The organism is Fictibacillus fluitans (assembly GCF_030418125.1).
Lineage (GTDB): Bacteria > Bacillota > Bacilli > Bacillales > Fictibacillaceae > Fictibacillus_C > Fictibacillus_C fluitans.
On sequence record NZ_JAUHTR010000001.1, the window covers coordinates 299,536 to 325,928 of the forward strand.

20 protein-coding genes are annotated in these 26,393 nt (G+C 43.9%); 2 read left to right on the forward strand and 18 right to left on the reverse strand.

The genetic code is table 11. The features are described 5' to 3' along the window. Nucleotides 1-3 precede the first annotated feature (3 nt). A complete protein-coding gene (gene gltB, locus QYB97_RS01405; protein ID WP_301164171.1) occupies nt 4-4,566 on the reverse strand; it encodes a glutamate synthase large subunit in 4,563 nt (1,520 codons plus the stop codon). A gap of 129 nt (nt 4,567-4,695) precedes the next feature. Here gltB and gltC point away from each other — a divergent pair, with 129 nt between their 5' ends. Further along, nucleotides 4,696-5,598 carry a glutamate biosynthesis transcriptional regulator GltC gene (gene gltC, locus QYB97_RS01410; RefSeq protein WP_301164172.1) on the forward strand — a complete coding sequence of 301 codons (903 nt, stop codon included), beginning with the start codon at nt 4,696-4,698 and terminating at the stop codon, nt 5,596-5,598. Nucleotides 5,599-6,060: 462 nt separating this feature from the next. Here gltC and QYB97_RS01415 read toward each other — a convergent pair whose 3' ends face one another. The 4 genes from QYB97_RS01415 to QYB97_RS01430 form a co-directional block, all read right to left on the reverse strand. Further along, nucleotides 6,061-6,600, reverse strand: coding sequence for a helical membrane plugin domain-containing protein (locus QYB97_RS01415; RefSeq protein ID WP_301164173.1), 540 nt, complete (start codon nt 6,598-6,600; stop codon nt 6,061-6,063). Between the two features lies 1 nt (nt 6,601). Then, nucleotides 6,602-9,547 carry a formate dehydrogenase subunit alpha gene (gene fdhF, locus QYB97_RS01420; protein ID WP_301164174.1) on the reverse strand — a complete coding sequence of 982 codons (2,946 nt, stop codon included), beginning with the start codon at nt 9,545-9,547 and terminating at the stop codon, nt 6,602-6,604. 132 nt (nt 9,548-9,679) lie between these two features. After that, nucleotides 9,680-10,045, reverse strand: a complete 366-nt coding sequence (locus tag QYB97_RS01425; RefSeq protein ID WP_301164175.1) for an STAS domain-containing protein — start codon at nt 10,043-10,045, stop codon at nt 9,680-9,682. Nucleotides 10,046-10,087: 42 nt separating this feature from the next. Then, entirely contained in the window at nt 10,088-10,891 is an 804-nt protein-coding gene (locus QYB97_RS01430) for an STAS domain-containing protein (RefSeq protein ID WP_301164176.1), read from the reverse strand. Nucleotides 10,892-11,161: 270 nt separating this feature from the next. Here QYB97_RS01430 and QYB97_RS01435 point away from each other — a divergent pair, with 270 nt between their 5' ends. Further along, nucleotides 11,162-12,412 (forward strand): YeeE/YedE family protein, encoded by a 1,251-nt coding sequence (locus tag QYB97_RS01435; protein ID WP_425589762.1) that lies wholly within the window; start codon nt 11,162-11,164, stop codon nt 12,410-12,412. A 76-nt stretch (nt 12,413-12,488) separates the two neighbouring features. Here QYB97_RS01435 and QYB97_RS01440 read toward each other — a convergent pair whose 3' ends face one another. The 13 genes from QYB97_RS01440 to QYB97_RS01500 all read right to left on the reverse strand — a co-directional run bounded on the left by QYB97_RS01440 (nt 12,489) and on the right by QYB97_RS01500 (nt 26,337). Next, nucleotides 12,489-12,980 carry a hypothetical protein gene (locus QYB97_RS01440; protein ID WP_301164178.1) on the reverse strand — a complete coding sequence of 164 codons (492 nt, stop codon included), beginning with the start codon at nt 12,978-12,980 and terminating at the stop codon, nt 12,489-12,491. Between the two features lie 121 nt (nt 12,981-13,101). Further along, entirely contained in the window at nt 13,102-14,289 is a 1,188-nt protein-coding gene (locus QYB97_RS01445; protein WP_301164179.1) for a MalY/PatB family protein, read from the reverse strand. Further along, entirely contained in the window at nt 14,286-15,194 is a 909-nt protein-coding gene (locus tag QYB97_RS01450; protein WP_301164180.1) for an NAD(P)/FAD-dependent oxidoreductase, read from the reverse strand. The genes QYB97_RS01445 and QYB97_RS01450 overlap by 4 nt, the downstream gene beginning before the upstream one ends. Before the next feature lie 122 nt (nt 15,195-15,316). Beyond that, on the reverse strand, nt 15,317-16,594 hold the full coding sequence (gene egtB / locus QYB97_RS01455; protein ID WP_301164181.1) for an ergothioneine biosynthesis protein EgtB: 1,278 nt from the start codon (nt 16,592-16,594) through the stop codon (nt 15,317-15,319). 68 nt (nt 16,595-16,662) lie between these two features. Beyond that, nucleotides 16,663-17,112 carry a hotdog fold thioesterase gene (locus QYB97_RS01460; protein ID WP_301164182.1) on the reverse strand — a complete coding sequence of 150 codons (450 nt, stop codon included), beginning with the start codon at nt 17,110-17,112 and terminating at the stop codon, nt 16,663-16,665. Nucleotides 17,113-17,210: 98 nt separating this feature from the next. Continuing rightward, the gene (locus QYB97_RS01465; protein ID WP_301164183.1) at nt 17,211-18,032 is read right to left on the reverse strand and encodes a carbohydrate ABC transporter permease; all 822 of its coding nucleotides are present in this window, start codon (nt 18,030-18,032) and stop codon (nt 17,211-17,213) included. Continuing rightward, on the reverse strand, nt 18,032-19,006 hold the full coding sequence (locus QYB97_RS01470; RefSeq protein WP_301164184.1) for a carbohydrate ABC transporter permease: 975 nt from the start codon (nt 19,004-19,006) through the stop codon (nt 18,032-18,034). Before QYB97_RS01470 ends, QYB97_RS01465 begins: the two co-directional genes overlap by 1 nt. Nucleotides 19,007-19,083: 77 nt before the next feature. Continuing rightward, a complete protein-coding gene (locus QYB97_RS01475) occupies nt 19,084-20,364 on the reverse strand; it encodes an ABC transporter substrate-binding protein (RefSeq protein ID WP_301164185.1) in 1,281 nt (426 codons plus the stop codon). A 107-nt stretch (nt 20,365-20,471) separates the two neighbouring features. Further along, nucleotides 20,472-21,908, reverse strand: coding sequence for a response regulator (locus QYB97_RS01480; protein ID WP_301164186.1), 1,437 nt, complete (start codon nt 21,906-21,908; stop codon nt 20,472-20,474). Then, nucleotides 21,886-23,331: a sensor histidine kinase gene (locus tag QYB97_RS01485; protein WP_301164187.1), complete on the reverse strand. Its 1,446-nt coding sequence runs from the start codon at nt 23,329-23,331 to the stop codon at nt 21,886-21,888. The genes QYB97_RS01480 and QYB97_RS01485 overlap by 23 nt, the downstream gene beginning before the upstream one ends. Further along, nucleotides 23,331-24,290, reverse strand: a complete 960-nt coding sequence (locus QYB97_RS01490) for a sugar-binding protein (protein WP_425589748.1) — start codon at nt 24,288-24,290, stop codon at nt 23,331-23,333. Before QYB97_RS01490 ends, QYB97_RS01485 begins: the two co-directional genes overlap by 1 nt. Nucleotides 24,291-24,370: 80 nt before the next feature. Continuing rightward, a complete protein-coding gene (locus QYB97_RS01495; protein ID WP_301164189.1) occupies nt 24,371-24,673 on the reverse strand; it encodes a transposase in 303 nt (100 codons plus the stop codon). A gap of 161 nt (nt 24,674-24,834) precedes the next feature. Next, nucleotides 24,835-26,337 carry a M1 family metallopeptidase gene (locus QYB97_RS01500; RefSeq protein WP_301164190.1) on the reverse strand — a complete coding sequence of 501 codons (1,503 nt, stop codon included), beginning with the start codon at nt 26,335-26,337 and terminating at the stop codon, nt 24,835-24,837. Nucleotides 26,338-26,393 lie beyond the last annotated feature (56 nt).

Here is a 26,393-nt window from a genome sequence, read left to right on the forward strand (position 1 = left end):
TTCCTAATTAAGAATTAGCTGATTTCTCTTTGCTGAAGGACTTTTTTTTAAAGGTGATGATTCAAGAAAAGCATTCATAACGGCTTCCTCATGGCTTATTCCGGTGTTTTCCTGCTCTGCAATCCTTTGGATCATCTGCTTGTAATCTTTAGGAATGACTTTTACAAACTGGGAAGCATGTTCCTCCCAGTTGCTCAGGATGATGGCTGCCTTTGAACTGAGGGTGTAATGATAATGACTCAGAACCATCTGTCTTACCTCTTCTTCTTCCTCATGTGTGGCAAAGGATTCAAATTCTACACTCTCTTTATTGCAAAGTGATAAGAAGGCTTCTTTATCGGTGGCAAGAATATAAGCCACTCCGCCTGACATGCCTGCTGCAAAGTTCTTTCCGGTTTCCCCAAGCACAACCACTTTTCCGCCTGTCATATATTCGCAACCGTGGTCTCCGATTCCTTCTGTTACAATATTCGCACCGCTGTTTCTGACTGCAAACCGTTCACCGGCTGCCCCATTAATATAGGCTTCTCCGCTTGTTGCGCCGTAAAACGCAACATTTCCGGCAATTACGTTTGTGTCAGATAAAAAGTCGGATTCTTTTGGTGCAGTAACGATAATTTTACCGCCTGACAGACCTTTGCCCACGTAATCGTTGGCATCTCCCGTTAAATACAGGCTCATTCCTTTAGGAATAAAAGCTCCAAAGGATTGACCGGCAGATCCGTTAAATTGAAGATTAATTGTATCTTCAGGAAGACCTTTTTCACCATACCGCTTGGAAACTTCACTTCCGCAAATCGTTCCGGTCACACGGTTTGTGTTATTGAGGCTGTAAGACAGATAAACTCGTTCCTGATCTTCCAGCGCTTGTTCAATCGCCGGAAGGATGGTTGTAATATCAAGCGATTCGTCAATTTTATGATTCTGCGGCGTTTGGAACGTTCTTACTGAACCATCCACTGTATGAATCAAGTTATTTAAGTTTAATTGTTTTGCTTTCCAATGCTGCTTTGTGCGTTCCCCTACCTGTAGAATATCACTGCGCCCTACCATTTCATCCATTGTTCTGAAACCCAGCTCTGCCATAATCTCGCGGACTTCCTGTGCAACAAAGCGCATGAAGTTAACCACATGATCCGGATCTCCCATAAACTTTTTACGCAGTTCAGGGTTTTGTGTAGCGACACCTACCGGACACGTGTCCAAGTGACAGGCGCGCATCATGACACAGCCCAGAACCACAAGCGGTGCAGTTGCAAAACCGTACTCTTCAGCGCCAAGCAAAGCGGCAAGAACCACATCTTTACCTGTCATCAGCTTTCCGTCGGTTTCCAAAACAACCCGGTCACGCAATCCGTTCAGCATTAATGTCTGATGAGCTTCAGCAAGCCCGAGCTCCCATGGCAGTCCGGTATGCTTGATACTGGTTTTAGGTGAAGCGCCGGTTCCTCCGTCATATCCGCTGATCACAATAACATCAGCAGCACCTTTGGCCACACCGGCAGCGATTGTGCCAACGCCCGCTTTGGCCACCAATTTGACAGAAATGCGCGCGTCACGGTTTGAGTTCTTTAAATCATGGATCAATTGCGCCAAATCCTCAATGGAATAAATATCATGGTGAGGTGGCGGTGAGATTAGTCCAACACCAGGAGTTGACCCACGCACATCAGCCACCCAAGGATATACCTTGTTGCCCGGAAGCTGGCCGCCTTCTCCAGGTTTTGCTCCTTGTGCCATTTTAATTTGCAATTCATCAGCATTTACAAGGTAATGGCTTTTAACTCCGAAGCGTCCAGAAGCGATCTGCTTGATGGCACTGCGGCGGAAATCGCCATTTTCATCCGGGATATAACGCAATGCGTCTTCGCCGCCTTCTCCGCTGTTGCTTTTGCCGCCTAAACGGTTCATGGCAATCGCCAGTGCTTCATGAGCTTCACCGCTCAATGAACCAAAAGACATGGCCCCTGTTTTAAACCTCTTGACAATTTCCTCCACCGACTCGACTTCTTCAATCGGAATCGACTGGCCGGAAGGAAACGAAAAGAGATTGCGCAAGAAATTCAGTCGCTCTTCGTTTGCAGCATCGGTATATTGTTTAAACAAATCGTAATCATTTCTTCGGCAAGCCCACTGAAGTGTATGGATTGTTTTCGGGTTAAAGGCGTGATGCTCACCTGATTTCCTCCATTGAAATTCACTTCCGGAATCCAGCGCCTCAGCTTCCCTCTTATTGTAGGCTTCACTATGGCGCTGTAATGCTTCCTGAGCAATGGTCGGCAAATTAATGCCATCGATTTGTGAAGCTGTACCGGTAAAGTAGCGGTCAATTACAGATTCGCCGATTCCCACCGCTTCAAAAATTTGCGCGCCACGGTAACTTTGGATCGTCGAGATTCCCATTTTGGACATAACTTTCACCACGCCGTCTGTAACACCCTTAATATATTTCTTCACGGCGGCATCATAGGACATTTCAAGATGTCCATCAAGAATAGCCTGCTGGTATGTCGCGTAGGCTAGGTATGGATGAATGGCATCTGCTCCATAACCGATAAGAGCGGCATAATGGTGAACTTCCCGCGTTTCTCCTGAATCAACAATCAAGCTTACTTTTGTACGCAGCCCTGCACGCACAAGATGATGGTGAAGGCCGCTTGTAGCGAGCAATACAGGCATCGGTGTTAGTTTTTCATCCATTCCCCGGTCTGTAAGAATGAGGAGAGTATGACCTTCTTCAATTGCTTTCTCTGCTTCGTTAAATAAAGCATTTAATGCTGATTCCAAATCTTCAGAAAATAAAGTGTGAAGTGTTTTGCTTTTGAATTCAGGCAATAAATTTTGTTGCAGCAATTCGAGTGTGCTGCCTGGTAAAATAGGCGTATCAAGCTGGATGCGGCGGCAATTCGACGCTTCCGTTTGAAGGAGGTTGCCTTCTGCTCCCAAGTAACTGACCGTCGATGTAACTACCTGTTCACGTAAGGAATCAATCGGCGGGTTGGTTACTTGTGCAAATAATTGTTTAAAATAGTTGAATAATGATTGGGAACGATCAGATAAAACTGCTAATGGAGTATCATTCCCCATGGATCCGACAGGATCTTTTCCTTCATTTATAATAGGAATCAAATATTTTTGAACATCTTCATATGTGTACCCGAACGCTTTTTGGCGGAGGATAAGGTTATCCACCCTGTCAGGTGCTTCCGGCTGCCCTTCGTCATCAAGACGGATCATACCCTCATCGAGCCATTTGCGGTAAGGGTTAGCCATGGAAAGCTCAGTTTTGATTTCCTTATCAGAAACAATTCTGCCCTTCTCCAAATCAATCAGGAGCATTTTCCCCGGACTAAGACGATCTTTGTATAAAACATTTTCCGGCTCTACATCAATTACCCCGACTTCTGAGGAAAAGATGATATAGTCGTCCTTTGTCACATAATAACGCGCCGGGCGGAGCCCGTTACGATCGAGAATCGCTCCAATCTGACGTCCGTTGGTAAAGGAAATGGCCGTAGGCCCATCCCAAGGCTCCATTAACGTACTGTGGTATTCATAAAAAGCTTTCTTTTCCTCTGTCATATGCGGATTATTCTCAGACCAAGGTTCCGGAATAAGCATCATTGCTGCATGAGCCAGCTCCCTGCCTGCCAGAACAAAAAACTCCAGAGCATTATCGAGTACAGCTGAATCGCTGCCTTCAGTATCGAGAATCGGAAGAAGTTTTGGCAAGTCATCGCCAAATGCTTCTGTAGCAAATTGCTGTTCCCTGGCCTTCATCCAATTGATATTGCCGCGCAATGTATTTATTTCTCCATTATGAATCAAGTACCGGTTTGGATGTGCGCGCTCCCAGCTAGGAAATGTATTTGTACTAAAGCGGGAATGGACTAAAGCAAAAGCCGATACAAAAGCATCATCCTGAAGGTCCACATAGAAAGTATCCACTTGTTCCGGTGTCAGCAGCCCTTTGTATACAATGGTTTCAGATGAAAGACTTGTAAAATAAAAACGCAGTTCTTTTTCCTTGCCCCAGTTTTCCGCTTGTTTACGGATCAAGTATAATTTACGTTCAAAAGGCAAACCGCTTTTCACATCATCAGAAGCCTGAATAAACACTTGATGAATGGATGGACAGCTTTCCTGAGCCAGTATTCCGATTTTTTCGTCAATTACAGGTACACTTCTCCATCCCAATACGATTTGATCTTCCTGTTCAATCAGGCGATTGATTTTATCCTTAATGATTAGCTGTTCTTCTTCGTCCTGCGGCAGGAATATCATCCCGACTCCATAGCTACCTTTTTCGGGTAGAGAAAATCCCTTGCAGTTTTGACGGAAAAACTCGTCTGGCAGTTGAACCATAAGACCGGCGCCGTCACCGGTAAGTGGATCACTTCCCTGTCCTCCTCGATGGTCCAGCTGGCAAAGCATGCTTAAACCTTTCTTCACGATATCATGGGTAGCTAGTCCTTTTATATGGGCGTATAAGCCAATACCGCATGCGTCATGTTCAAATTCGGGACGGTAGAGGCCCTGTCGTTTTGGTAATTGATGAAATGTCATTGTTCGCTCCCCCGTTTCAGTTGTCTTTTTTATAGTGTAGGTTTTATAATTCATCCAAACAATATATAATTTAGATAAGATTGATCTAATTTTGAGAATAATACGAAATTATTACTGGAGGGTTGACAAATGGAGCTGCGCCAATTGCAGTATTTTATAGAGGTGGCAGAACGTGAACATGTATCTGAGGCTGCACAGCATTTACATGTTGCACAGTCTGCCGTCAGCAGGCAGATTGCCAACCTCGAGGCAGAATTAAATGTAGAATTGTTTGAGAGAGAAGGAAGGAATGTTAAATTAACCCCTGTTGGAAAACTTTTTTTAACTCACGCTGCAACTGCGCTTAAGGCCATCGACTATGCAAAAAAGCAGATTGATGAATATTTGGATCCTGAACGCGGCACCATAAAAATTGGATTCCCCACCAGTTTGGCAAGCCACTTGCTCCCGACGATTATTTCGGCATTTAAAGAAGAACATCCAAACATTGCGTTTCATTTGAGGCAAGGATCATACCATTTTTTAATAGACGCTGTAAAAAAGGGAGACATTGACCTGGCTTTTTTGGGTCCGGTTCCAGCTAATCAAACCGATGTGGAAGGGCATATCCTGTTCACGGAAAGAATTTCAGCCCTTTTGCAGGCTGATCACCCTCTTGCTGATAAAAGGAGCCTAATGCTCAGTGATTTAAGAAACGATTCATTTGTCCTATTTCCGAAAGGATATGTGCTGCAAGAGGTGGTTGTTAATGCCTGCAAAGAGGCGGGCTTCACTCCGAAAATATCTTCCGAAGGTGAAGACATGGATGCAATCAAAGGCTTAGTAACCGCCGGAATAGGTGTTACTCTTTTACCCGATAGTTCATTTTATGAAACAACTCCCCGGTACACCGTCAAAAAGCCGATCGAATTCCCCATTGTGCAGCGCACGGTAGGACTAATTAAGCCGAAAAGGCGGGAACTGGCGCCGGCTGAAAATGTATTCTATGATTTTGTTATTGATTTCTTCTCAAAACTTGAGCAATATCAATAAAAAAGCCTTGAAAAAGCACCGGGCACCATGCTTTTTCAAGGCTTTTTATTATGTGGAATCAGGAAGCAGCTCTTTGTTCTTTTTGAAGCAAAGCAACAGCGTACAAAAGCAGATACCTCTCACGGGGAGTGAGCCGAAGCCAGTCTTTTACTTTGTACTTCATGTCAGTTCCTCCTTTTATTTTCCTGACTTTCCTATGAATCATCTATAATTTTACCCTTATTTTTTGAGCGTATCTTTATATTACCACCTCCTAAAATTAGCAAACATAACTAACACATTTACTTTTCTCTTTTGTTCTCTTAAAATCAACAAAAAAATCTCTGATTCTGATTGTCCATTATTAAAAGATAGGTAGTATGCACCATTTCCCTTCTCATTTTGTCGAAAAATGGCGAAGGAAAAACAAAAAAACTCTCCATTATTATGGAGAGCTTTCTTCTTATTTCATTAGCCAAAGGTTTAACCCAGGTTTTTCCCTGTATCACTTCTTTGAACACTAAATTCTTCTGTTTGTCGTTCTTTTGCCTCGGTTTCTTCGCCCATTCCCTTTAAAAAGGACATCAATAGAGTAATCGCCCGATTGATCTCAGGATCCTTCAGCGCACGAACCAGGCTGAAATAACTTGTCTTCTCTTCCGTATCGTTCATCTCTGCCACCCTGGCGACTCCGGCATTCACCTTGAGAAGCAGCGGTTCTATTTGTTTAACATTCAGCGTTCCCAGCACCCCTGTCAATAACAGGAGATTTTTAAGTGTATTTGATGTCTCTGGAGTATCCGCCGTTTTGACCAGTATATTCAGCACTTTGTCACCCTGGCCGAAGAGTCCGTTTAAAAGAGGAAGAACCCCCCGTTCATGCATGTGATTCAAAACACTTAGCGATTCGAGCAGAGCATCTTTATTTTGAATGAGGGCATCCTCTACTTCCCTTAAATCCTTATTGCGCAATTCTTCTTCAGTGAACTCCTGCCGATAGATGGTTTTTGTCGCTTTGGCCATCTTATTTCATCTCCTTTTTCACGAGATCTCCAGGGAATATATAATCTTTTCTTGCCCACTTCTTCTGAACATTAACGCCAATTTGCGGCTGTGGATTACCGTTTCTGTGATTGTTACTTGGCAATGGATCAACGCCCTCATACTGCAAGATTTCCATTTTGGCCATGGTTTCCTTATAGGCCGGCGTATCCGTATCTTTGTCTGCATAACTGCTTGTCAGCAAGTTGATTGCTGCATCCCCGTTATCATTCATCGGCAGATAGACTTCCTTCCCTTGTACACGGTCAGTAATATGGCATTTCACTTTTACATTGCCATACGGTGAAGTCAGACGGACAAGAGATCCATTTTTCAATCCTCTTTCAGATGCGAGCTCAGGAGATACCTCAAGGAAAACACTCGGCGTTTTTGACGTGATTCCTTTTGCTTTATAGGTTAAGTTTCCTTCATGGAAATGTTCAAGCAAACGTCCATTATTTACATGAATGTCATATTCTTCTCCAAAATGTACAGGCTTGGTCCACTGAAGCGGAAACACGATGGCTTTTCCATCAGGAAACGGGAAATCTTCCATGAATAAGTTTGGCGTGTCTGTTCCATCTTCAGCAACTGGCCACTGAAGACTTTTAAAGCCCTCAAGGCGCTCATACGTCACGCCGGCAAATAACGGTGTTAGCTGAGCAGCTTCTTCCATGATTTCGCTTGGATGCTGATAGTCCCAGTTGGCGCCGACAGAATTAGCAACATCCTGGATAATCTGCCAATCCGGCTTAGAGTCCCCAAGTGGCTCGAGTACCTGATAAAGACGTTGAATTCGCCGTTCGGTGTTTGTGAAAGTTCCTTCTTTTTCAAGACTTGGGCTTGCAGGAAGTACAACATCAGCAAATTCTGCCGTTCTTGACAGGAAGATATCCTGAACAACGAAAAAGTCCAGTTTTTCAAATCCGGCATGGACATGGTTAATGTTGGAGTCAACAATTCCCATATCTTCACCTTTCAAGTACATAGCCTTGAGAGTACCGGAGTGCATGCCTTCTACCATTTCATGATTGTTCAAGCCCGGTTTCTCCGGAATTTTCACTCCCCATCCTTGTTCGAAATTTTTACGTACACGTTCTTCTTCAATGTGCTGGTATCCCGGAAGCCTGTTTGGCATGCTGCCAAAATCACTTGCCCCCTGCACATTATTATGTCCGCGAAGCGGATAGGTACCTGCTCCGGGTTTTCCGTAATTTCCAGTAATCAGCATCAGATTTGAAATGGCCGTGCTTGTATCACTTCCCCCGCTATGCTGAGTGACACCCATGGCCCACAGGACACAAACGGTTTTCGCTTCATGAATCATTTCCGCGATGCGAATAAGCTCTTCTTTGGAAAGACCCGTTTCCTGTTCGGCGAATTCCAAAGTAAACGGAGCGAGGCTTTCTACGTAATTGCCGAAGCCATTCACCCGGTTCTGAATAAACTCTTCATCTGCCCAGCCCTGATCGATAATATATTTAGCAACAGCCGAAATCCAGACGAGATCGGACCCTGGTGCTGGCCGAACAAAAAGATCTGCTCTCTGTGCCATTTCATGCTTGCGCAAATCCGCCACGATCAGCTTCTGCCCTCTAAGTTTTTGTGCACGCTTGATTCTTGTAGCAAGTACCGGATGTGATTCCGCTGTATTTGTACCGACCCCAATGACCAAATCCGAGTTTTGAATATCCTTGATGCCGCCGGAATCTCCTCCATGGCCTACCGTTCTAAAAAGGCCAAGCGTAGCCGGGGTCTGACAGTATCTTGAACAGTTGTCAATATTGTTAGTACCAATTATACCTCTGCCGAGCTTCTGCATTAAATAGGCTTCCTCGTTGGTACATTTGGATGAGCTGATAAATCCGAATGCGTCAGGACCATAATTGTTTTTAATTTCACCAAATTTGCGGGCAATCAGCGAAAGAGCTTCATCCCATTCGGCCTCCCTGAAGGCATTTCCTTCGCGAATCAGCGGCTTTGTAAGTCGTTCTTCACTGTTAACAAATTCCCAGCCGAATTTGCCTTTTACACATGTGGAAATACCATTCGCAGGGGCTTCGGCATGTGGTTCCACTTTAAGAATTTCACGGCCCTTCGTCCAGACTTCAAAGCTGCAGCCTACCCCGCAGTATGTGCAGACGGTTTTTGTTTTATCAATCCGTTCATCCCGCATGGCTGACTCCATGTCGGAGATCGCCAGGATGGAACCGTACCCAGTTTCAACGGCTTTTGTAATTTCAATCATGGGACGAAGCGTATCCCTTTCAATTCCGGTCATATACCCCGCTTCACCTTCCATGCCTTTTTCCATCATGGCATTACAAGGACATACAGTTGAACAATGTCCGCAAGATACGCAGGAGGACTCGTTAATAGGTACGTCATTATCCCATATTACCCGCGGGCGTTCTCGGTCCCAGTCAATTGTCAGCGTTTCGGTAACCTGAACATCCTGGCATGCCTCCACACAGCGTCCACACAGGATGCATTGATCCGGATCGTACCGGTAATACGGATGAGATCTGTCGGCTTCATATGGTTTCTTAGGTTCAAAAGGAATGCTCTGGTGATTGACTTTCATTTCCTTGACAGTATTGTGCACTTCGCAATTTCCGTTATTATAATCACAGACGGTGCAATATAATTCATGGTTATGTAATATCCGGTCCATACCGATTACTTGAGCTTTTCTTACCTCTTCGGAAGCCGTTTCAACAACGTCTCCATCTTTCAGGCCTGTAGAACAAGACCGGACAAGATCGCCATTGACACTGACTATACACGTGTCACACGTTTCAATAGCTCCCAGGCTGGGATGATAGCAAACATGGGGAACTTCAAGATCACTTGCTGTCAAATGCTGAAGTACGGATGATTTTTCTGATGCTTCTGTTTCTACACCATTCACTGTTACTCTGATTGACATATACTTCACCGCTTTTCATTAATTTAATCCTCTCTCAAACTCATTCCCTAACCTTTTATCTTTAAACGTATAAATGTGCATTAAAAAAGCAGGCAGCCCTTATAGGGCATACCTGCTGATCGCCTGTGTCATTCAGTTTGGAAAACGGCCGTTTTCCGAATTTAACGCTTCAAGACCTTTTGCAAAGTCCACAGCAGTGGAAATGTTTTTCATCGAGATTCCCATTTCATTCAAAGTAATGGCGACAGAAGGCTGAACACCTGTCAGTACCACCTTCGCCCCCATTAAATCGGACATTCTCACCATGTCCCCAATTACTTTGGCTATAAAGGAATCTACCAAATCCACAAGCGATAAATCAACCACTACCCCGGTAGCGTTTGTTGCCTGAATTTTGTTAAGCAAATCCTCCTGCAAACCAAGAGCTGATTGGTCATCCAATTCCTCTTGTATGGATATAAGCAATGATTGATTGACTTTTAAAATAGGAATACTCATCAGAAAAACCTCCCTGCGTAATAAACTGCTTTTTTTTAATAATTAATGAAGAATTATATTATCTTTTTGTTGCGGATTATATTCCAAATCAATCTGTATAAACTCATCCAGATTTCTCAGAAAATACGTTTTATCATATATGTCTTTGTTTTTTAAATAGGAAGCATGGCTCGGCTTTAACCCTATAACATAGCAGACGACTCCGACCAGGTTCAGACTGTGAATGAGTTCTTTAAGTGATGTCAGTCCATCGGTTGTGAGTTTGCCTAAATTGCTGAAATCGAAGAACACTATGCTGAATTCACCTTTATGAGCCGCGTTTGTCAGCGATAAATGGTTTTCCTGGATAAGCTGTGGTGACAGTTCACCAGTAAGCGGCACTAAACCAGCATGCTCCGATAAGCGGATAAAGTTAGCCGACAGTTCCAATACACGTTTTAATGATTGTTCAAGCTGCTCTTTTTGTTCCAGCAATTCGAAGTCGGTTTCAGCCAGCCTTTTGCACTGCTGCTCCACTTTGCTTTCCAATGCTTTAAGTTTTCCTGTCTGCTCAATACAAACCAGGTGGCCGACACCGTCGTCCCAGTTAATAGAACAACTGAAAAGGGAATAGGGCGAATTTAACGTTTGAAGGACTAGTTCTATTTCATGTGTCAGTTTTTCGGAAACAAGAAGGAAAATGGCTTTCTCCCTGCTTTCCAGATCCACCAGATCCAAAAAGTTTTCTTTGGTGGTGAACGTTTCACACGATTTATCAGAGCGGGACAAAATATTCAATTGCTCGTCAATCTCAAAATACGGTATTGGCATATGTTTAATGCTGGAGCCAAGTATATTTTTCATCATGCACCTCCTAGTCCTTCAAATTTGTAAAAAGGGTATGAAAAAAGCGCGGAATGTTGTGCGCTGTTCCCCGCTGCAAGTCTGTATAACATTTTAATAATAAACTTATACATAAATTATATCACAAATAGTCGTTCTTTTCAATATAATTCCTACGTTTATCCCTTCTAAAACATACAATTCTGACCTGAGCAATATGGTTTAAATCTCATTGATTTTAGTATAAAATAATTAATGGTATAAATTAAATATTCAGGAGTTGATTTGATGGGGATGACAGCAAATGCTCTTCCGAAAAAAACGGAGGCTGTCCCAAATAAAAGTAAGAATGGTTTAGGCTTGCCACAGCGAAAGATAGTAATTGCTGCTATCGTTGCTGCGGTGATCCTTAGTATATTTGCGATCAAGATCGGCGGAATGGAGCAGGGACTTCTGCTTTGGCTGGGACTTCTGCTTGGATTTACGCTCTTTCATGCAAGGTTTGGTTTTACATCTGCCTTCAGAAGGTTTATGGCAGTCGGCAATGGTGAAGCGATCCGGGCACACATGCTGATGCTTGCTGTAGCCAGCACGTTATTCGCTATCATATTTTCCTTAAATACTACGCTGTTCGGCGGCCAGCCTGCTGGAAATGTGTCACCAGTCGGCACAAGCCTCATTGTAGGGGCTTTTCTATTTGGTATTGGCATGCAGCTTGGCGGAGGCTGTGCTTCAGGAACACTGTACGCAGTCGGCGGCGGACGATCAGAAATGTTTTTAACATTATTTGCTTTTATCGCAGGCTCTGTTTTAGGCGCATGGCATTATGGATTTTGGATGAATGATACACCATCCTTTCAGGCATTTTCACTTATTAAAGACAGCGGCCTTGGGCTCTTTGGCGGCTGGGTGCTGCAAATGATTATACTTGGTGCCATCACTATGCTGACCATTGTCGTTGAGAAGCGGAGACGTTCTCCGAAATTGGCAGCACTTCCTACAGCTTCCGGCTGGAAACGAATCTTTTTGGGTTCTTGGCCGCTTATGGCCGCAGCCGTTGTACTTGCGGTTTTGAATGCAGCAACTCTTTATGTAAAAGGATCTCCATGGGGAATCACCTCAGGATTTACTTTGTGGGGTTCAAAAGCAGCGATGGCCCTTGGAATTGATGTGACACAATGGAGCTATTGGGCTGGAGAAAAAGCAGCTCCTCTTCATCAGTCCGTATTTACAGATGCTACCTCAGTGATGAACTTCGGAGTGATTGTTGGTGCTCTTTTGGCTTCCACATTGGGCGGACTCTTTGTAATGAAAAGAATTCCGATGAAGCGTGCGATGGCCGCCATTATTGGTGGTTTACTGATGGGTTATGGTGCACGGCTCGCATTCGGCTGTAACATTGGTGCTTATTTCAGCGGGATTGCCTCCTTCAGCCTTCACGGGTATGTATGGGGAATCATGGCTATGCTTGGCACCTACACAGCATTGTATTTGAGGCCATTGTTCGGAATGTCGGTTCCTAAATCCACTGATCATTTTTGCTAAACCAAATTAAAGGACGCTTTTAATTTAAAAAGGCGTTCTTTTTTTTGCATTTTTTCTCCAATAAAAAAGGAGAGCTTTAAGCTCTCCACTCGATGTAACCCGTCCTGGTCTCGGTGTTTACTTCAATTTCAAAATCATGTTTTTCATAAAAATGAATAAGACGGTCCACATGATCCCAATCCCTCGGTGCAATATCTCCCCGAATAATGGGAATGTTATGATCAACTGCCAGGTCTTTCAAATACTGTATACAGATTGATCCATATCCCTTATTTGAAGGGCCTCTGATATCGCCAATAAAGATACTCTCATCATTGTTATATACCGCATCAATTGAGAAATCCCAAATTCCCTGAAAAGAAGTGGAGCAGTCATTCAGCATGATCTTGCACTGGTGTTTGTTTTCATCCTTGTACACGATGGTTAAGTTTTCTTCCTTCGTTTGTTCAACACCAACAACATCCCACTTTTTCGCAATTTCCCTCATATCGTTTTGCATGCGCAGCACCTGAAATTCCAAACTGTCCCGTCCGGTTCCCTGTTCTGGTCGTTCCAATAAGGTTTGCATCCTGACCCTCCCTTCTGTTCATCCATTTTAAAACCCTCATCTTTCACACAGTTTGCCATTTTACTAGCAATGACGTTTTTTTTCAACCCTTATGGCATAAAAAAAGCCCTGATTTTTTGAATCAGGACTTTTCCATCTTATATTTTCTAATTGCACGTTCCAGCCGGTTCATTCCTTCTTTTAATGTAGCCAAAGGACAGGCGATGTTAATTCGTTCAAATCCTTCGCCTTCTTCTCCAAAAATATATCCTTCATCAAACGCAATCTTCGCTTCATCCTGCATAAAGGCTTCCAGCTTTTTGTGATCCATGTCCAGCTTTTTACAGTCTAACCATACAAGATAGGTTCCCTCTGGTTCAATCACTTTAATTTCGGGGAGCTTTTCAGAAATAAAACGTTTCAGATAAGTAAGGTTTTCATCCAAATAATCCATCAGACCGTCAAGCCACTCTGCGCCATGCTGATAGGCGGCTTCTGCTGCAATTATTCCCATAGATCCCGGAGAAAAGAAGCCGATTTTCGCAAGATAGGTGTTAAATCGATTCCGCAGCCGTTCATTTGGAATGATTATGGTGGAGAACTGCAGGCCCGCAAGGTTGAACGTCTTGCTCGGCGCAATACCGGTAATGGTCCGATTTTGTATTTCATTTGAAAGAGTAGAGATCAAAGTATGCTTATACCTTTTATAAATCAAATCAAAATGAATATCATCGGAAAAAAGAAGAACATCATAGGTAATGCATAGTTCCGCAAGCTTTTCTAATTCTTCTGCCTGCCATACCCGCCCCACGGGATTATGCGGGTTGCATAAAAGCATCAATTTTATATCATCGTTCTTAAACTGATTCTCCAAGTCGTTGAAATCCATTTCATAGTTGCCGTTATGATATAGCAGGGAGTTCTTGTACAGCTTCCGGCCGTTCTTTCTTACCATATCCCCAAACGGATAATAGACCGGGGATTGAATCAGCACCCCGTCTCCCGGTTCGGTATATGTATTAATGGCTGCTGAAATGGCAGGTACGACACCAGGTGTATACACAATCCAATCACTTTCAATCTCCCAATTATGGCGAGTATTCAGCCAATGCTTTACCGTCTCATTTGTTTCTTCCGTTGCTTTGGAATAGCCAAATACCCCGTGGTCAAGGCGTGCTTTCATGGCATCAATAACTTCTTGTGGTGCTTTAAAGTCCATATCTGCCACCCACATGGGCAGCAGATCTTCTTTCCCAAATATCTCTTTTGTATGGTCCCATTTCACGGAATGGGTGTTTAACCGTTCGATCTGTGTATTAAAATCGTTCATTGTTCCCTCCTGCGCAATTCTTTCTGAATCCAGATTGAGGCTTGAACCCCATCTCCCATAGCGATCGTCACCTGTTCAGAATGGGCAGCAACATCTCCGGCCGCCCAGATATTTTTAATATTGGTTTCTTTTGTCCTTGCATTTACTATAATATGCTTCTTCTCCAGTTGTACACCAAGCTGCTCAGCAAGTTCGGTATGCACACGGTTTCCTCCGAAAGCAGCGAATGCGCGTTCACCCTTGATCGTCGTTCCATCCTCTAAAACCACACCCTCAAAAATGGCCTCGTCTTTCACAAGAACCTCGGATATCCCTTTTTGGACATGTTCAATGCCCAGTTTGGAAAGCTCATTCTCTGTGGAATCCTCAAGCTTTTTTTGTTCATGATTGATATATATAATAGAAGGAGTCCAATAGTGCAAGGTGGATGCCATATTAGCACCTGCTTCTCCGGACCCGAGAACAATCACCTTTTTATCCTTCACTTCATAGCCATCGCAATCAGGGCAAATAAACATCGTTGCTCCAAGGCAGGTTTTTATGTTTTTAATTTCGGGGAGGCGGTCCATTACCCCCGTCGCAATCAACAGGGTTTTTCCTATAAGGGTTTCTCTGGCAACGGTCGTTATGGCAAAACCATTGCTCTGATTTTCTGCTTTTATGGCTTTTTGGTTTAAAAACTGCACACCGACACGCTCTGCATGAATCCTCCCTTTTTGCCTGAGGTCTTCACCGCTGATGCCATCGGGCCAGCCTAAAATATTACGGTAATTCCTACAAAGGTTGGATCTTCCCTCATTGGCATCCAGAATAACAGTTTTGCGGTTATATCTCCCAAGCTGTATGCCCGCCTGCAGGCCGGCTATTCCTCCCCCAACAATAATACAATCGAATTCGCGTTCCATTTGGTCTCCCCCGTTTCATGGTGACTATCATTTCTTAATTTTTCACTTTCATTGAGGGTATTAAACCCATTTTCCTGATTTATCCAAAAAAAATAAGGGGAGTAAACAAGACCACAGGAAATTTATTGAGGAATGTCCTCCGCTAAACGAAATCCGCTGAATTGCCACCTTTTTTCCGGCTGAAAAAAGTTTCTGTATGTCGGCCTGATATGAGAGGAAGGCGTTGCACAGGAACCACCGCGAAGCACCATTTGGTTACACATGAATTTGGCGTTGTATTCTCCCAGTGTTCCTTCATAGGGTTTGTTTCCGGGATAGGATACATACGGGCTTTTCGTCCATTCCCATACATCGCCAAAGATCTGCAAAAATGGTTCATCCGTACGCTGTGCGGTTTGCGGATGAAATCTTCCTGTATCGGCCAGGTTTCCTTCGATATTCTGGGTACAGCAGGCATACTCCCACTCTTCTTCGGTGGGAAGGCGTTTTCCAGACCATCTTGCAAAAGCATCCGCTTCATAAAAACTGACATGGCAAACCGGCTCATTTGGATGTAACCGTTGTTCTCCGGCAAGCGTAAAGGTACACCAGCCTTCTTTCCGCTTAAACCAATAAAGGGGAGCTTCCCATTTATTTTTACAAACCGTACTCCATCCGTCACTAAGCCAGTACTGGGGCTTACTGTACCCGCCATCGTCAATGAATGCACAATACTCAGCATTGGTTACAGGCCTTGAAGCCAGCCGGTAGGAATTCAGCCACACTTTATGGACCGGTTTTTCATTATCAAAGCAAAATGACTCACCATTGTTTCCGGTTTCTATAAGTCCGCCCTCGATTTCTATGTATGTGACAGGTTCCGGTTCACGTTCTGTTTCCTTTTTTTCTCTTGTTTGATAGGCAGGCAGAAGCGGGTTTCTCGATAAATTATATTTTATATCGGTAAGCAGGAGCTCCTGGTGCTGCTGCTCATGATTTAATCCAATCTCAATTAGGCTTTTGATTTCTTCTCCCTGATCGTCCATTCTGCCTGAAGTAAGCAATTCTTTTATGTAATGATCAACATGCTTCCGGTAACCAAACACTTCTTCCACAGACGGACGGGTGATCAGCCCCCGCTCAATCCTCGGATGAAACGGTCCTGCTGTTTCATAATAGGAATTAAACAGATAGTCGAATTGAATGTTAAATTCATTGTAGTCTGCCAGATACCCTTTCAATAAAAATCGCTCGAAGAACCATGTGGTATGAGCCAGGTGCCATTTAGGAGGGCTTGCATCTTCCATGGATTGTATGATAAAATCCTCCGGGTTTAAAGGCTTTACCACCTTTTCTGTAAAGGAGCGCACGGCTGCATACTCATTTACCAGCTTTTGTTGATCAATTTTTTGGATGCTCATTATCTTCCCCCTAGAAAGGTTTTCGTTTCTCAGAGACTCTTCCCTAAATCCATTTCATTCTAAACGATTTAAGATTGGACAGGGACAAAATAGTCATTTTTTCGGTAAGCGAGCGCTTCCATAACCGCCAAAAGTTGTCCCCCGCTTTCTACCCGTATGTAGTACCAGGCTGTACGGTTGTTTTTCTTTTCTTCCACAGCTTTTGCCTTTATTGTCGATCCTGCTTTCCCGGCTTCCATATAATTCATGGTGGTCGATAAACCCACTGATGTTTTGCCATACGAATTACAAGCTGCTGCAAACACAAAATCAGCCAACGCAAACAGCACTGCACCATGTGCTGTACCGTGAGAATTCAACATATGTCCTTTAACTTCGATTTCCGCTTCTGCAGTGCCCGCTCCCAAATCTGTCAGCCTGATTCCCAAAAACCTGGCATAAGGTTCATTTTCAAACAGCTCAAAAATTTCTTTTTTATACCGTTCATGCAAATTTTGCTCTGTAAGATTCGGTTTCATATTCTTTCCCCTTTTTGTTTTCCGATTATTTTGAATGATCGATAAATTCATCATAACATATAAAAACAGCCATCTCTTGAATGAGATGACTGTGCTATTCAGCCTTTTACGGATCCTGCCAGCAGCCCTTTTACAAAAAATTTACCTAAAAAGATGTAAACGAGCAAGGTTGGCAGTGCGGCAAGCAAAGCACCTGCCATTTGGACGTTCCATTGCACGATTTGGCTGCCTGACAGATTTTGGAGCGCAACCATGATCGGCTGCTGGGAAGATGTTGTAATGGTTACAGCAAATAAAAACTCATTCCAGATGTTGGTGAACTGCCAAATTCCCACAACCACAAATCCCGTGATGGATAAGGGAATAATGATATGCTGATAGATTTTGAAAATCCCGGCTCCATCAATTTTGGCAGACTCAATCATTTCCTCAGGGATGCTGGCGTAAAAATTTCTGAACATCAGCGTCGTAATGGGAATGCCATACACGACATGAACAAAAATGAGTCCCGGGATGGTATTGTACAGCCCGGCTTCTCTTAAAAATTGGATAAGCGGAATCAAAATACTCTGATATGGAATAAACATCCCGAACAGCAGCGCCGTGAAAATCCAGTCGGACCCGCGGAATTTCCATTTGGAAAGAACATAGCCATTCAAAGAGCCAAGCAATGCGGAAAGCAGGGTGGCTGGAATTACAAGATAGATGCTGTTCATGAAATTTGGTGCAAGCTTTTCAAAAGCCAGCTGATAGCTGCTTAAATCAAGACTGTGCGGAAGCTGCCACATTTCACTCAGCGAAATTTGATCCAACGGCTTAAGGCTCGTGATCAGCATGACATACACCGGCATGAGGTAAAAAAGGCTGAGCGCGATCAGCAGCAAATACAATACGGTCCTTGAAACGGTCCGGATGGCCATCAGGACTCCCCCTTTCTGCTCGAAATCAAGTACGGGACGATAAAGATGGCAACCGACAGCAGCATGATGATGGAAATGGCTGCGCCGTTGGCATAATAGTTGCCCCGGAAGGTTGTCTCAAACATGTAAACACCCGGAACATCGGTGACGAAGTTGGCACCCGGACCTGTCATCGCATAAATCAAATCAAAAATTTTAAGCGATATATGGGCCATAATGATAACCACGCTGACGGTAATCGGAGCAACCATTGGAAAGATGATTTTACGATAAATTTGAAACTCGCCGGCACCGTCCATCCGGGCGGCTTCCCGTATTTCCTCCGGTATCGCACGGAGTCCTGCGAGGTACATGGCGACTGAAAATCCTGTCATCTGCCAGGCTGCAGCTATGACCACGGCAATAACGGCCACCGGGACGCCAAACTGTATTTTGCTCCATTGAATGCCGGGGATTACGGTGACTGACGTGTACCATAGTGAATCAAGCCCGATTTTTTTCAGGAACAGGTTAACTCCGGTCGCCGGATTTAACAGCCATTGCCAGATGACGCCTGTTACGACAAACGATAACGCCATTGGAAAAAAGAAAATGTTCCGGAACAGGCTTTCCCCCCGTATTTTTTGATCGAGAAAGACCGCAAGCATCAGCCCCATAAACAAAACAGCAAGAATAAAAAACAATGTGAAGAAGAGGGTATTCCGCAAATCCGCCTGAAAGCGGAAATCCTTAAACAAAAACAGATAGTTTTTCAGGCCGGCAAACGATAAATCCGGCACTAGCGAGTTCCAATTGGAAAGGGACACATAGCCAGACCAGGCAATAAAGCCGTACACAAATACCGCAACAGCGATGACAGAAGGCAGAATAAAAGCAAATGAGAGCCAGTGATCAACATTCCATTTTCTCCGTTTCTTCGCTGAAACGGCCAATGAAGAGCCGGATTGAAGTGAAGGCAAAACTTTGGGTTCCATTAAAACCGTTCCTCCTTAAGTTTTGATTGGTGATAAGAGAAAAGAGGAAGATTGTTCTCCTCCTCTTTTTCAAGCTTTTACTTTTTCAATTCGCTGCTTGCCTGATTCAAGGAATCGATCAGCTGACCCACGTTTTTCTGGGTAACAAAAATGTTTACTGCCTGGTTCGCTTTCGTTACAAAGCCCTCCGGCGCTGCGGAACCGTGCGCGAGGCTTGGAGCGAGCTTGGCTTCTTTAAATTCTTTCATCGTTTGTTTTCCGTACTCATCATACTTGGATTCATCGGCGTCCGTTCTTGCCGGAATGGACCCTTTCAACGGATTGAATGCATCCTGTCCTTCTACAGAACCAAGCAAAGATAAAAATTGTTTAACGTCTTTTGTGTTTTTTACTCCCTTAGGAAGACCGAATGTATCGGTAATAATCATAAATTGTCCCTCGGAGCCGGGAGTTGCCACCCAGCCAAAATCTTCATTTACTTTCAGCTTCAAATCGTTGACAAAGTAACCTTTCGCCCAGTCACCCATGATGTTCATTGCCGCGTCTCCCTTGGCAACGAGCTGGGAAGCATCCTGCCAGTTTCTTGAGCTGTGGTCATCATTCACATAGGAGAGCATCTTTTTAAATGATTCAGCCGCTTTTTTAACCTTGGGATCATCAAATTTCAAATCACCGGTCCAGAGCTTCTGGTAATCTTCGTTGCCGAGCGTACCAAGAAGAATGTTTTCAAATATCATCGTCGCCGTCCATGGTTCTTTATCTCCAAGGGCAAGAGGAGTGATTCCCTTTGCTTTCAGCTTGTCGGCCACTTTAAAAAATTCATCAAGGGTTTTTGGTGCCTGTAAATTATTATCCGCAAATACTTTTTTGTTGTACCAAAGCACATTGCCGCGGTGAATATCCACGGGAACCGAATAAATTTTTCCGTCTTTAGACACCATATCGATCAATTGTTTTGGAAACTTGTCATTCCATTTTTCTTTATCATACAAGTCATTCAGCGGTTCCATTTTGTCCGCTGCCACCCAGCCGTCGTTCAGCTCTGCACCACCATGAACCTGAAACGTGGCGGGCGGATCATTTCCCTGCATCCTGCTCGCCAGAACAGCTTTTGCATTGGTTCCGGCTCCACCTGCGACTGCCGCATTCTCAACCGGAATGTCTGGATTCTTTTCTTTGAACAATTTAATGAGTGCCTTCAGCCCGTCCTCTTCACCTGCTCCGGTCCACCAGCTGAAGATCTCCAGTTTTCCAGAATTCTTCTTATTGTTCGTGTCGTCGCTTGAGCTCGATTGGCTGCAGGCGGAAAGAAGCAGTGTAAACGCGAGTGCGATAAATAACAAGGCTTTCTTTTTCACATGTACTCCCCCTTTGTTTTGTTAACGCTTACAAATAAAGTATATAAATGAAAGTCATTCATGTGGGGAGCTAATTTCTGTACTTTTTTATCTTTATCTTCACTTTTTTAAGGTGCAGCCCATCCCTTTCTGTACTGGCTGAGCGCTTTCTCTCTGATATACTGCTTCGGTGAGAGCAAAAACTGCTTTTTAAACACACGGCTGAAATAATTAGGATCCTTATACCCCACCATGAAGCAAATCTCTTTCAGGCTGTACTGGTTCTTGTTTAACAGTGTAACCGCCTTATTCAGCCGGACATCTGTTAAAAATTCGATAAAGGTCACATTGGTTTCCTCTTTAAAAAGTTTGGTAAAATAAGTCGGGCTGAGGCCTACCATTTCAGCAATCTGCTCCAGTGAAAGGGGTTCATGCGAATGCTCATCTATATATTTCCTGGCGAGCGCCACCGGATCCTTTGCCCGCCGGACATCCTGTATCATCTGGCACAGTCCATGGATAAGTTCCTCCCATGCCTGTGTGGTCTGTGGAAATTGAAGATGAGCAGTATCTATGCTTTCATGAATAAGCTGTTCTTTCAGCTCAATATAAAGATCTGCTGTTCTTTCCTGATTGATAATCATGCCAAGCATGGCGGAGGCCTCGAAAGGCTGATTATGAAAAATGGCAGAAATAATGTCGCCAAATGGAATTTCACGCGCTGGATCAGCGTCGGAGAACAATGCATAACGAAGGCTGTCCTGTCTTTTCAGATGCATAACTGTATACAGTGCTTCTTCATAGGACCTTCTTACTTTATTTACCTGGGGATATGGCGCTCCGATGCCAATTCTCCATTTTTCAAAACTGGCGGACAACAGTCTTTTCGCAAGAAGAAGGGCATCATCCGAAGGATCATGCTTTTCGCTGATAAATAGGACCACCAGCTGGTTTCCGTGGGGAACAGCGATGAAGGGAGAAGATGAAAGTTCGTTCAACCGCCCTTTAATGTGGTCTGCGGGAAGATCGCCCTCTCCTTCCATCACTGTAATGTACGCATTCACCATGCGGGGATACAGGCGCTGCAGCATTTGACTGGGTTCATCCTGCAGCTCGTGCTGCAGGATTTTCAGCAAAATATTTTCCAATACAACAGAAGTGGACTCGCTAAACAGAAGTTCCCGCTCCTTTTCCTCCGAAATGGACCGGCATACTCTGTGGATGGCCGCTGTTGTTTCATCCTGGGTGCTCGGCTTTAATAAGTATTCTCTTACTCCCAGTTTCATGGCTTCCTTGGCATAATCAAAAGATTCATAGGCGGTGACCATGATAAACTGTGTTTGTGGCAGTTTTTTGTGTATTTTCCTGATCGCTTCAATTCCGTTCATACCCGGCATTTTAATATCTACCGTCATGAGCTCCGGCTGGTGCTTTTCTGCCAGCTCCACCGCCATTTTGCCATTGGCCGCTTCCGCTGCAATCTCGAGCTCGGGGAACCGGCTTTCAATGATTTTTCGTAATGCCTTTCTTTCAATCGATTCATCATCCACAATAATTGCTTTCAAGTGAAGCACCCTCCTCCATGGGAAAGATTAATTTGACACTTGTGCCCTTACCTTTTGCAGAAGAGACCGTTACGAGATTATCAGCTTGATAAAAAAGCTCCATCCTTCTCATTACGTTCTGCAGGCCAATTCCCGTTGAATGGCCGACATGCTGACTGTTTTTTTCCTGATGGTTGGTAATCATGGCAACAAGTTCTTCAGGCATGCCTGCTCCATTATCACTGATCCGGACAACGGCCCTTCCTCTCTCCGCAAAAATAGCCAGCGATATATTCCCGCCTTCCTCCATCCCCTCGACACCGTGGATAAATGCATTTTCCACGATGGGCTGAAGAATCAGACGGGGCACCATAATTTTCATGCACTCTTCCTCGATGTTGACAGTAAAAGTGATACGGTCGGAAAAGCGGGTTTTCTGAATATAAAAGTACTCTGTTACAACCTTTACTTCTTCACGCAAAAGAACCGATTGGTTAATATTGCCCAAGCTGTACCGGAGAAGTGTGGAAACCGCATGGATGAGCTTGGATGTTTCTTCTGCATTCTCAAAATAGGCTGTTCTGGAGATCGTATTCAGGGTATTAAACAAAAAATGAGGATTGATCTGGTTTTGCAGATGTTTCAGCTCCAATTCTTTCAATAGGGAATCCAGCTCTGACTTTTCTTCTATTTCTGAAATATACTGACGGATGTTTTTTCTCATCAGGTTAAATGTTTCTCCCAAAAGTTTAAGTTCATCGTTTGAATCAATATGTATGACATGCCCATCCAATTTTCCGGCTGACACTTCCGAAGCCGCTTTAGACAGGATTTGAACCGGCTTGTTTATTCCTTTTGAAAACCATAGTGCAAAAAACACAGCCAGTAAAACGGTAGTATTGAACAAAAATAAGGCAAACCACAGAAAGGAACCGTTTCTTCGTTCCAAATCATCATAAAAGGATTGGTAATCTGTTAATTTCAAGTCGATCAAGGACATGGTCGTATCCTGAAGGTAGGAAGAAGTATTGCGTGCTTCCTTAATATGCAGGGAATACTGGTCGATGTCATCCCTGATCGCAAATCCGATTGACATTTCGCATTCCTGGATTAAGGTGTCAATCATATGGATATAGGATTTCACCTGAATATTTTCGAGTCCTTTCTCGTTTTGAAGCTGCCCCGTTTTTCCTTTTAATTTCACCCTCAGCTGCTGAAATTCATTCAGTACACCCTGATTCCTGCTGAGCACAAACTGGTTTGCTTTTTCATAAAGCTGATTGGATGTTTGAGAGATCTGATTGAGCAGCAGAAACTGCCGAAAACTGGAATCATATTCCTGGAGGAAGGATCGGCTGCTGAAAAAAATAGAGATGGAAACCACATTAAAAAGGACGACAAAAGCAAAAAAATACAAAAGAAGCTTGCTTCGTATTGTTTTCATCAATGCCCCCCCTTCAAATTTGTTATAATATCGGTTTTTGTATATTGAAGAGGGCCTGGATTTGTCCCTTTCTTCAAGGCGAAAAGGGTTTCAACTGCCCTCTCTCCCATGACAAATGGATACTGCGCGACGGTTGCATCAATCTTATGCTTATTTAGAAGGGTTAAAGTCTCGGGGAGGGTGTCGAAAGCCACAATAAACGGCCTTTTCTTTTGCTGATACAGGGATGCGACCTGGCTGATTCCAAGTCCATCAAGAGCGCTTGTGCCATAAAAGGCAGTAATGTTCCGATGGCTTTTCAGCAATTCATACGTTGCCTGGATCGCACCGCTTTTTGTAATATTGGATTCCCCTATTCCGGCAATCTGGATGCGTGAAACGTGTGATACGGCGTCTTTAAACCCTTTCACGCGAAGCTGCTGATTAGAGGCATCGAACCGTCCGGTCACGATTCCTACTTTTTGCTGTCCCGTGGTTTGCTTGACCATCGTCTCACCCGCAAGTTTTCCTGCAAGGTAATTGTCTGAACCGACATATGCCTGGCGGACACTGTCGGGAGCATCGGTATCGACAGTGATAAGGGGGATGCCTTTTTGAATGGATTTGTTGACGAGGTAACTGAATGTGTCACTCGCAACCCCCTGGGTCATGATGCCATCCACTTTACTCGCGATCGCTTTGTCAATAAACGTAAGCTGTTCTTCGTTGTTCGCCTGCTTTGGCCCCCAATAATCCAGATGAACATTATGTTTTCTTGATGCAGCTTCGGCTCCTTTTTCTACGAGTCGCCAGTACTCATTGTCCACCTCTTCGGAAATCAAAACAAAATGATACGTAGAGCGGGGAGGCTGCTGGGCGTTTGAAGTAACCTGGAATGTTTCCCTGCCAAAATAAAGCATTAAGCCTGCATTCAGCACAAAAAAAGCCAAAAAACAGATAACTCCCACTTTTTTTAACACATGCATTCCCCTTGTAAGCGTTTTTATTCTTATCTTAATGGATTACGTTTCAGTTGAATACCCTGTTTTTACCTAATTCTTCAAAAAGGAGTGCTTCTTTGTTTGATTATGGCGGAAAATAACAGATAAAGAAGATGCAAGCCCAGATAAGAGGCTGAAGTGATAAAGACCGGGTTTAAAAAGATTCGATGGACAGTTGTCATGAACACACGGTGAGTTACGATTATGTCATACACCGTAAGAGAAGCAATGATTGAAAAAGCCAAAAAACTAAAGTAGGCAAGGCATGTAAAAACAGTTGCCATGGGAGCGAACTTCTCTTTAAGTGCGTACATAAAAACCGGCAGGAACAGGATGATAAGGACCATTACAATTTTTAGCATATTTTCTTCCTTTCGTTAACACGTTTTCTTCCATATTTCCCTTCCCCTTCCTTTTATACACCATTTAACTCTTTTTCTGCTCGTTCCCTCGCCTGTCCCATTACCAGTTCAAAAAAAAACCGGCTCCATCTAGAACAGAGCCGGCATATCAAGCGCTTAAATTATTCCTGATCTGAAACAAATACCCGGTGATCCTGGAAGAAGGCACCGAGATCCTTGCCGCTCTCTCTTTCCATAATGCGGATAAAATCTTTTGTTGTGGTTACGCCAAACTTCTTTTCTTTGAAATAGGCTTTCATAGCTGAATAGAACACTTTGTCACCCAGTTTCACCCGCAGATCATTCAAGGTGCGTGAACCATAACCATAGATCATCTGGTAATAGGCATCCACACCTTCATCCCCATAGGCAGTAAAGGCGGAGACAGGTGAAGAAAGATGGAACTCCTTGTTCGCTACTGGAGGAGTCGTCAACTGGTTTAGTTTATTATCATGCAGAGCTGCTGCAAAAGTTGCAAAAGATTCGTCTAGCCACGGCTCATCGTATTCGTTGTCGCCGATAATGCCATAAAACCACTGATGGCCGATTTCATGCGCAGTCACGGATTGAACCCATTCCTGGGAGCGGGCACCCGCAATACTGATCATAACCAGCTGAGGGTATTCCATTCCCCCGAACCATCCTTCCATACCGACAATATCAAGCTCTGGCCATGGATAGGTTCCAAAGTGGTCACTGAAAAGATCGATGCTTTTCAGGCCGGAAGCAAGCATAGAGTCAGCATAAGCGGCTTGTTCTGCGGTATAGTAAACATTAATTTTAACATTGTTGACCATTCCTTTTTTCACTTTATAGGTAGGGTCCATCTCCATCGCAAAATCTCTTACATCATGTGCTTTGTACCTGTGAACGGCCATATTTCCTGCTTTTTGGGGTTTGCCGATTTCTTCCCCTGTTGCTGCGATTACTTGTTTTTTATCTGTTGTCAGCGTTACATCATAGTCGCCGGTTAAGGAATAGAACGATTCACCTGCATTGAAATAAGGATCGACATTCCATCCTTCTTTGTCATAGACAGCCAGAATAGGAAACCAGTTGCCAAGAGAAACAGTATTTTTAAACCAGCCGAACCGGTCCTGCTGGTGAGGTACAGACACAGTGAAATTCATACTTACAGAAGCAGAGCTTCCTTTTTTGATTTTCACCGAAGGAATATGTAACGCCGTTCCGTCCACATTGTAAACAGCCCGTTTACCGTTAACTTTCACATTGCTAACATCTGCGCCACCGCCATTGCCCGCAAAATCTTCGGCATTCGCCCAGACATTAAAATAAAGTTCATTCAGATTCTTTTTCAGGTTGTTTTTAAACTTGACCGTCATTTTTCCCGAGATCTGGTGTTTTTTACTGTCGTAAAAAACATTCATTTTGTAGCTCGGCTTCGATGGTCCCATTACATCCTGGCCGTTTCCCTTTTTAGCCATACCTTGAAACGGTACTTTAGGCACACTGAACGCTTTGCTGGCTGAATGGTAGGCTCCTGGAATCTGGGAAGGCGGGGAATGCTGCCCTTGTGCCGCAGCTGCTGCCGACCCCGTAAATAAACCGGCTGCAATCAGTGCTGCAGTTGATGCTTTTAAGGCTTTGTTTGGTGTTTTTTTCATTACAAATCCTCCTTGATCATCATTGAATTACCTTTACCTATTTCTGGTTAGAATGT

What these genes read in the sequence shown, in the direction of transcription:
- gltB (WP_301164171.1), bottom strand. Translation starts at nt 4,566, where the DNA reads ATGACATTTCATCAATTACCAAAACGACAGGGCCTCTACCGTCCCGAA.
- gltC (WP_301164172.1), top strand. Translation starts at nt 4,696, where the DNA reads ATGGAGCTGCGCCAATTGCAGTATTTTATAGAGGTGGCAGAACGTGAA.
- QYB97_RS01415 (WP_301164173.1), bottom strand. Translation starts at nt 6,600, where the DNA reads ATGGCCAAAGCGACAAAAACCATCTATCGGCAGGAGTTCACTGAAGAA.
- fdhF (WP_301164174.1), bottom strand. Translation starts at nt 9,547, where the DNA reads ATGTCAATCAGAGTAACAGTGAATGGTGTAGAAACAGAAGCATCAGAA.
- QYB97_RS01425 (WP_301164175.1), bottom strand. Translation starts at nt 10,045, where the DNA reads ATGAGTATTCCTATTTTAAAAGTCAATCAATCATTGCTTATATCCATA.
- QYB97_RS01430 (WP_301164176.1), bottom strand. Translation starts at nt 10,891, where the DNA reads ATGATGAAAAATATACTTGGCTCCAGCATTAAACATATGCCAATACCG.
- QYB97_RS01435 (WP_425589762.1), top strand. Translation starts at nt 11,162, where the DNA reads ATGACAGCAAATGCTCTTCCGAAAAAAACGGAGGCTGTCCCAAATAAA.
- QYB97_RS01440 (WP_301164178.1), bottom strand. Translation starts at nt 12,980, where the DNA reads ATGCAAACCTTATTGGAACGACCAGAACAGGGAACCGGACGGGACAGT.
- QYB97_RS01445 (WP_301164179.1), bottom strand. Translation starts at nt 14,289, where the DNA reads ATGAACGATTTTAATACACAGATCGAACGGTTAAACACCCATTCCGTG.
- QYB97_RS01450 (WP_301164180.1), bottom strand. Translation starts at nt 15,194, where the DNA reads ATGGAACGCGAATTCGATTGTATTATTGTTGGGGGAGGAATAGCCGGC.
- egtB (WP_301164181.1), bottom strand. Translation starts at nt 16,594, where the DNA reads ATGAGCATCCAAAAAATTGATCAACAAAAGCTGGTAAATGAGTATGCA.
- QYB97_RS01460 (WP_301164182.1), bottom strand. Translation starts at nt 17,112, where the DNA reads ATGAAACCGAATCTTACAGAGCAAAATTTGCATGAACGGTATAAAAAA.
- QYB97_RS01465 (WP_301164183.1), bottom strand. Translation starts at nt 18,032, where the DNA reads ATGGCCATCCGGACCGTTTCAAGGACCGTATTGTATTTGCTGCTGATC.
- QYB97_RS01470 (WP_301164184.1), bottom strand. Translation starts at nt 19,006, where the DNA reads ATGGAACCCAAAGTTTTGCCTTCACTTCAATCCGGCTCTTCATTGGCC.
- QYB97_RS01485 (WP_301164187.1), bottom strand. Translation starts at nt 23,331, where the DNA reads ATGAAAACAATACGAAGCAAGCTTCTTTTGTATTTTTTTGCTTTTGTC.
- QYB97_RS01495 (WP_301164189.1), bottom strand. Translation starts at nt 24,673, where the DNA reads ATGCTAAAAATTGTAATGGTCCTTATCATCCTGTTCCTGCCGGTTTTT.
- QYB97_RS01500 (WP_301164190.1), bottom strand. Translation starts at nt 26,337, where the DNA reads ATGAAAAAAACACCAAACAAAGCCTTAAAAGCATCAACTGCAGCACTG.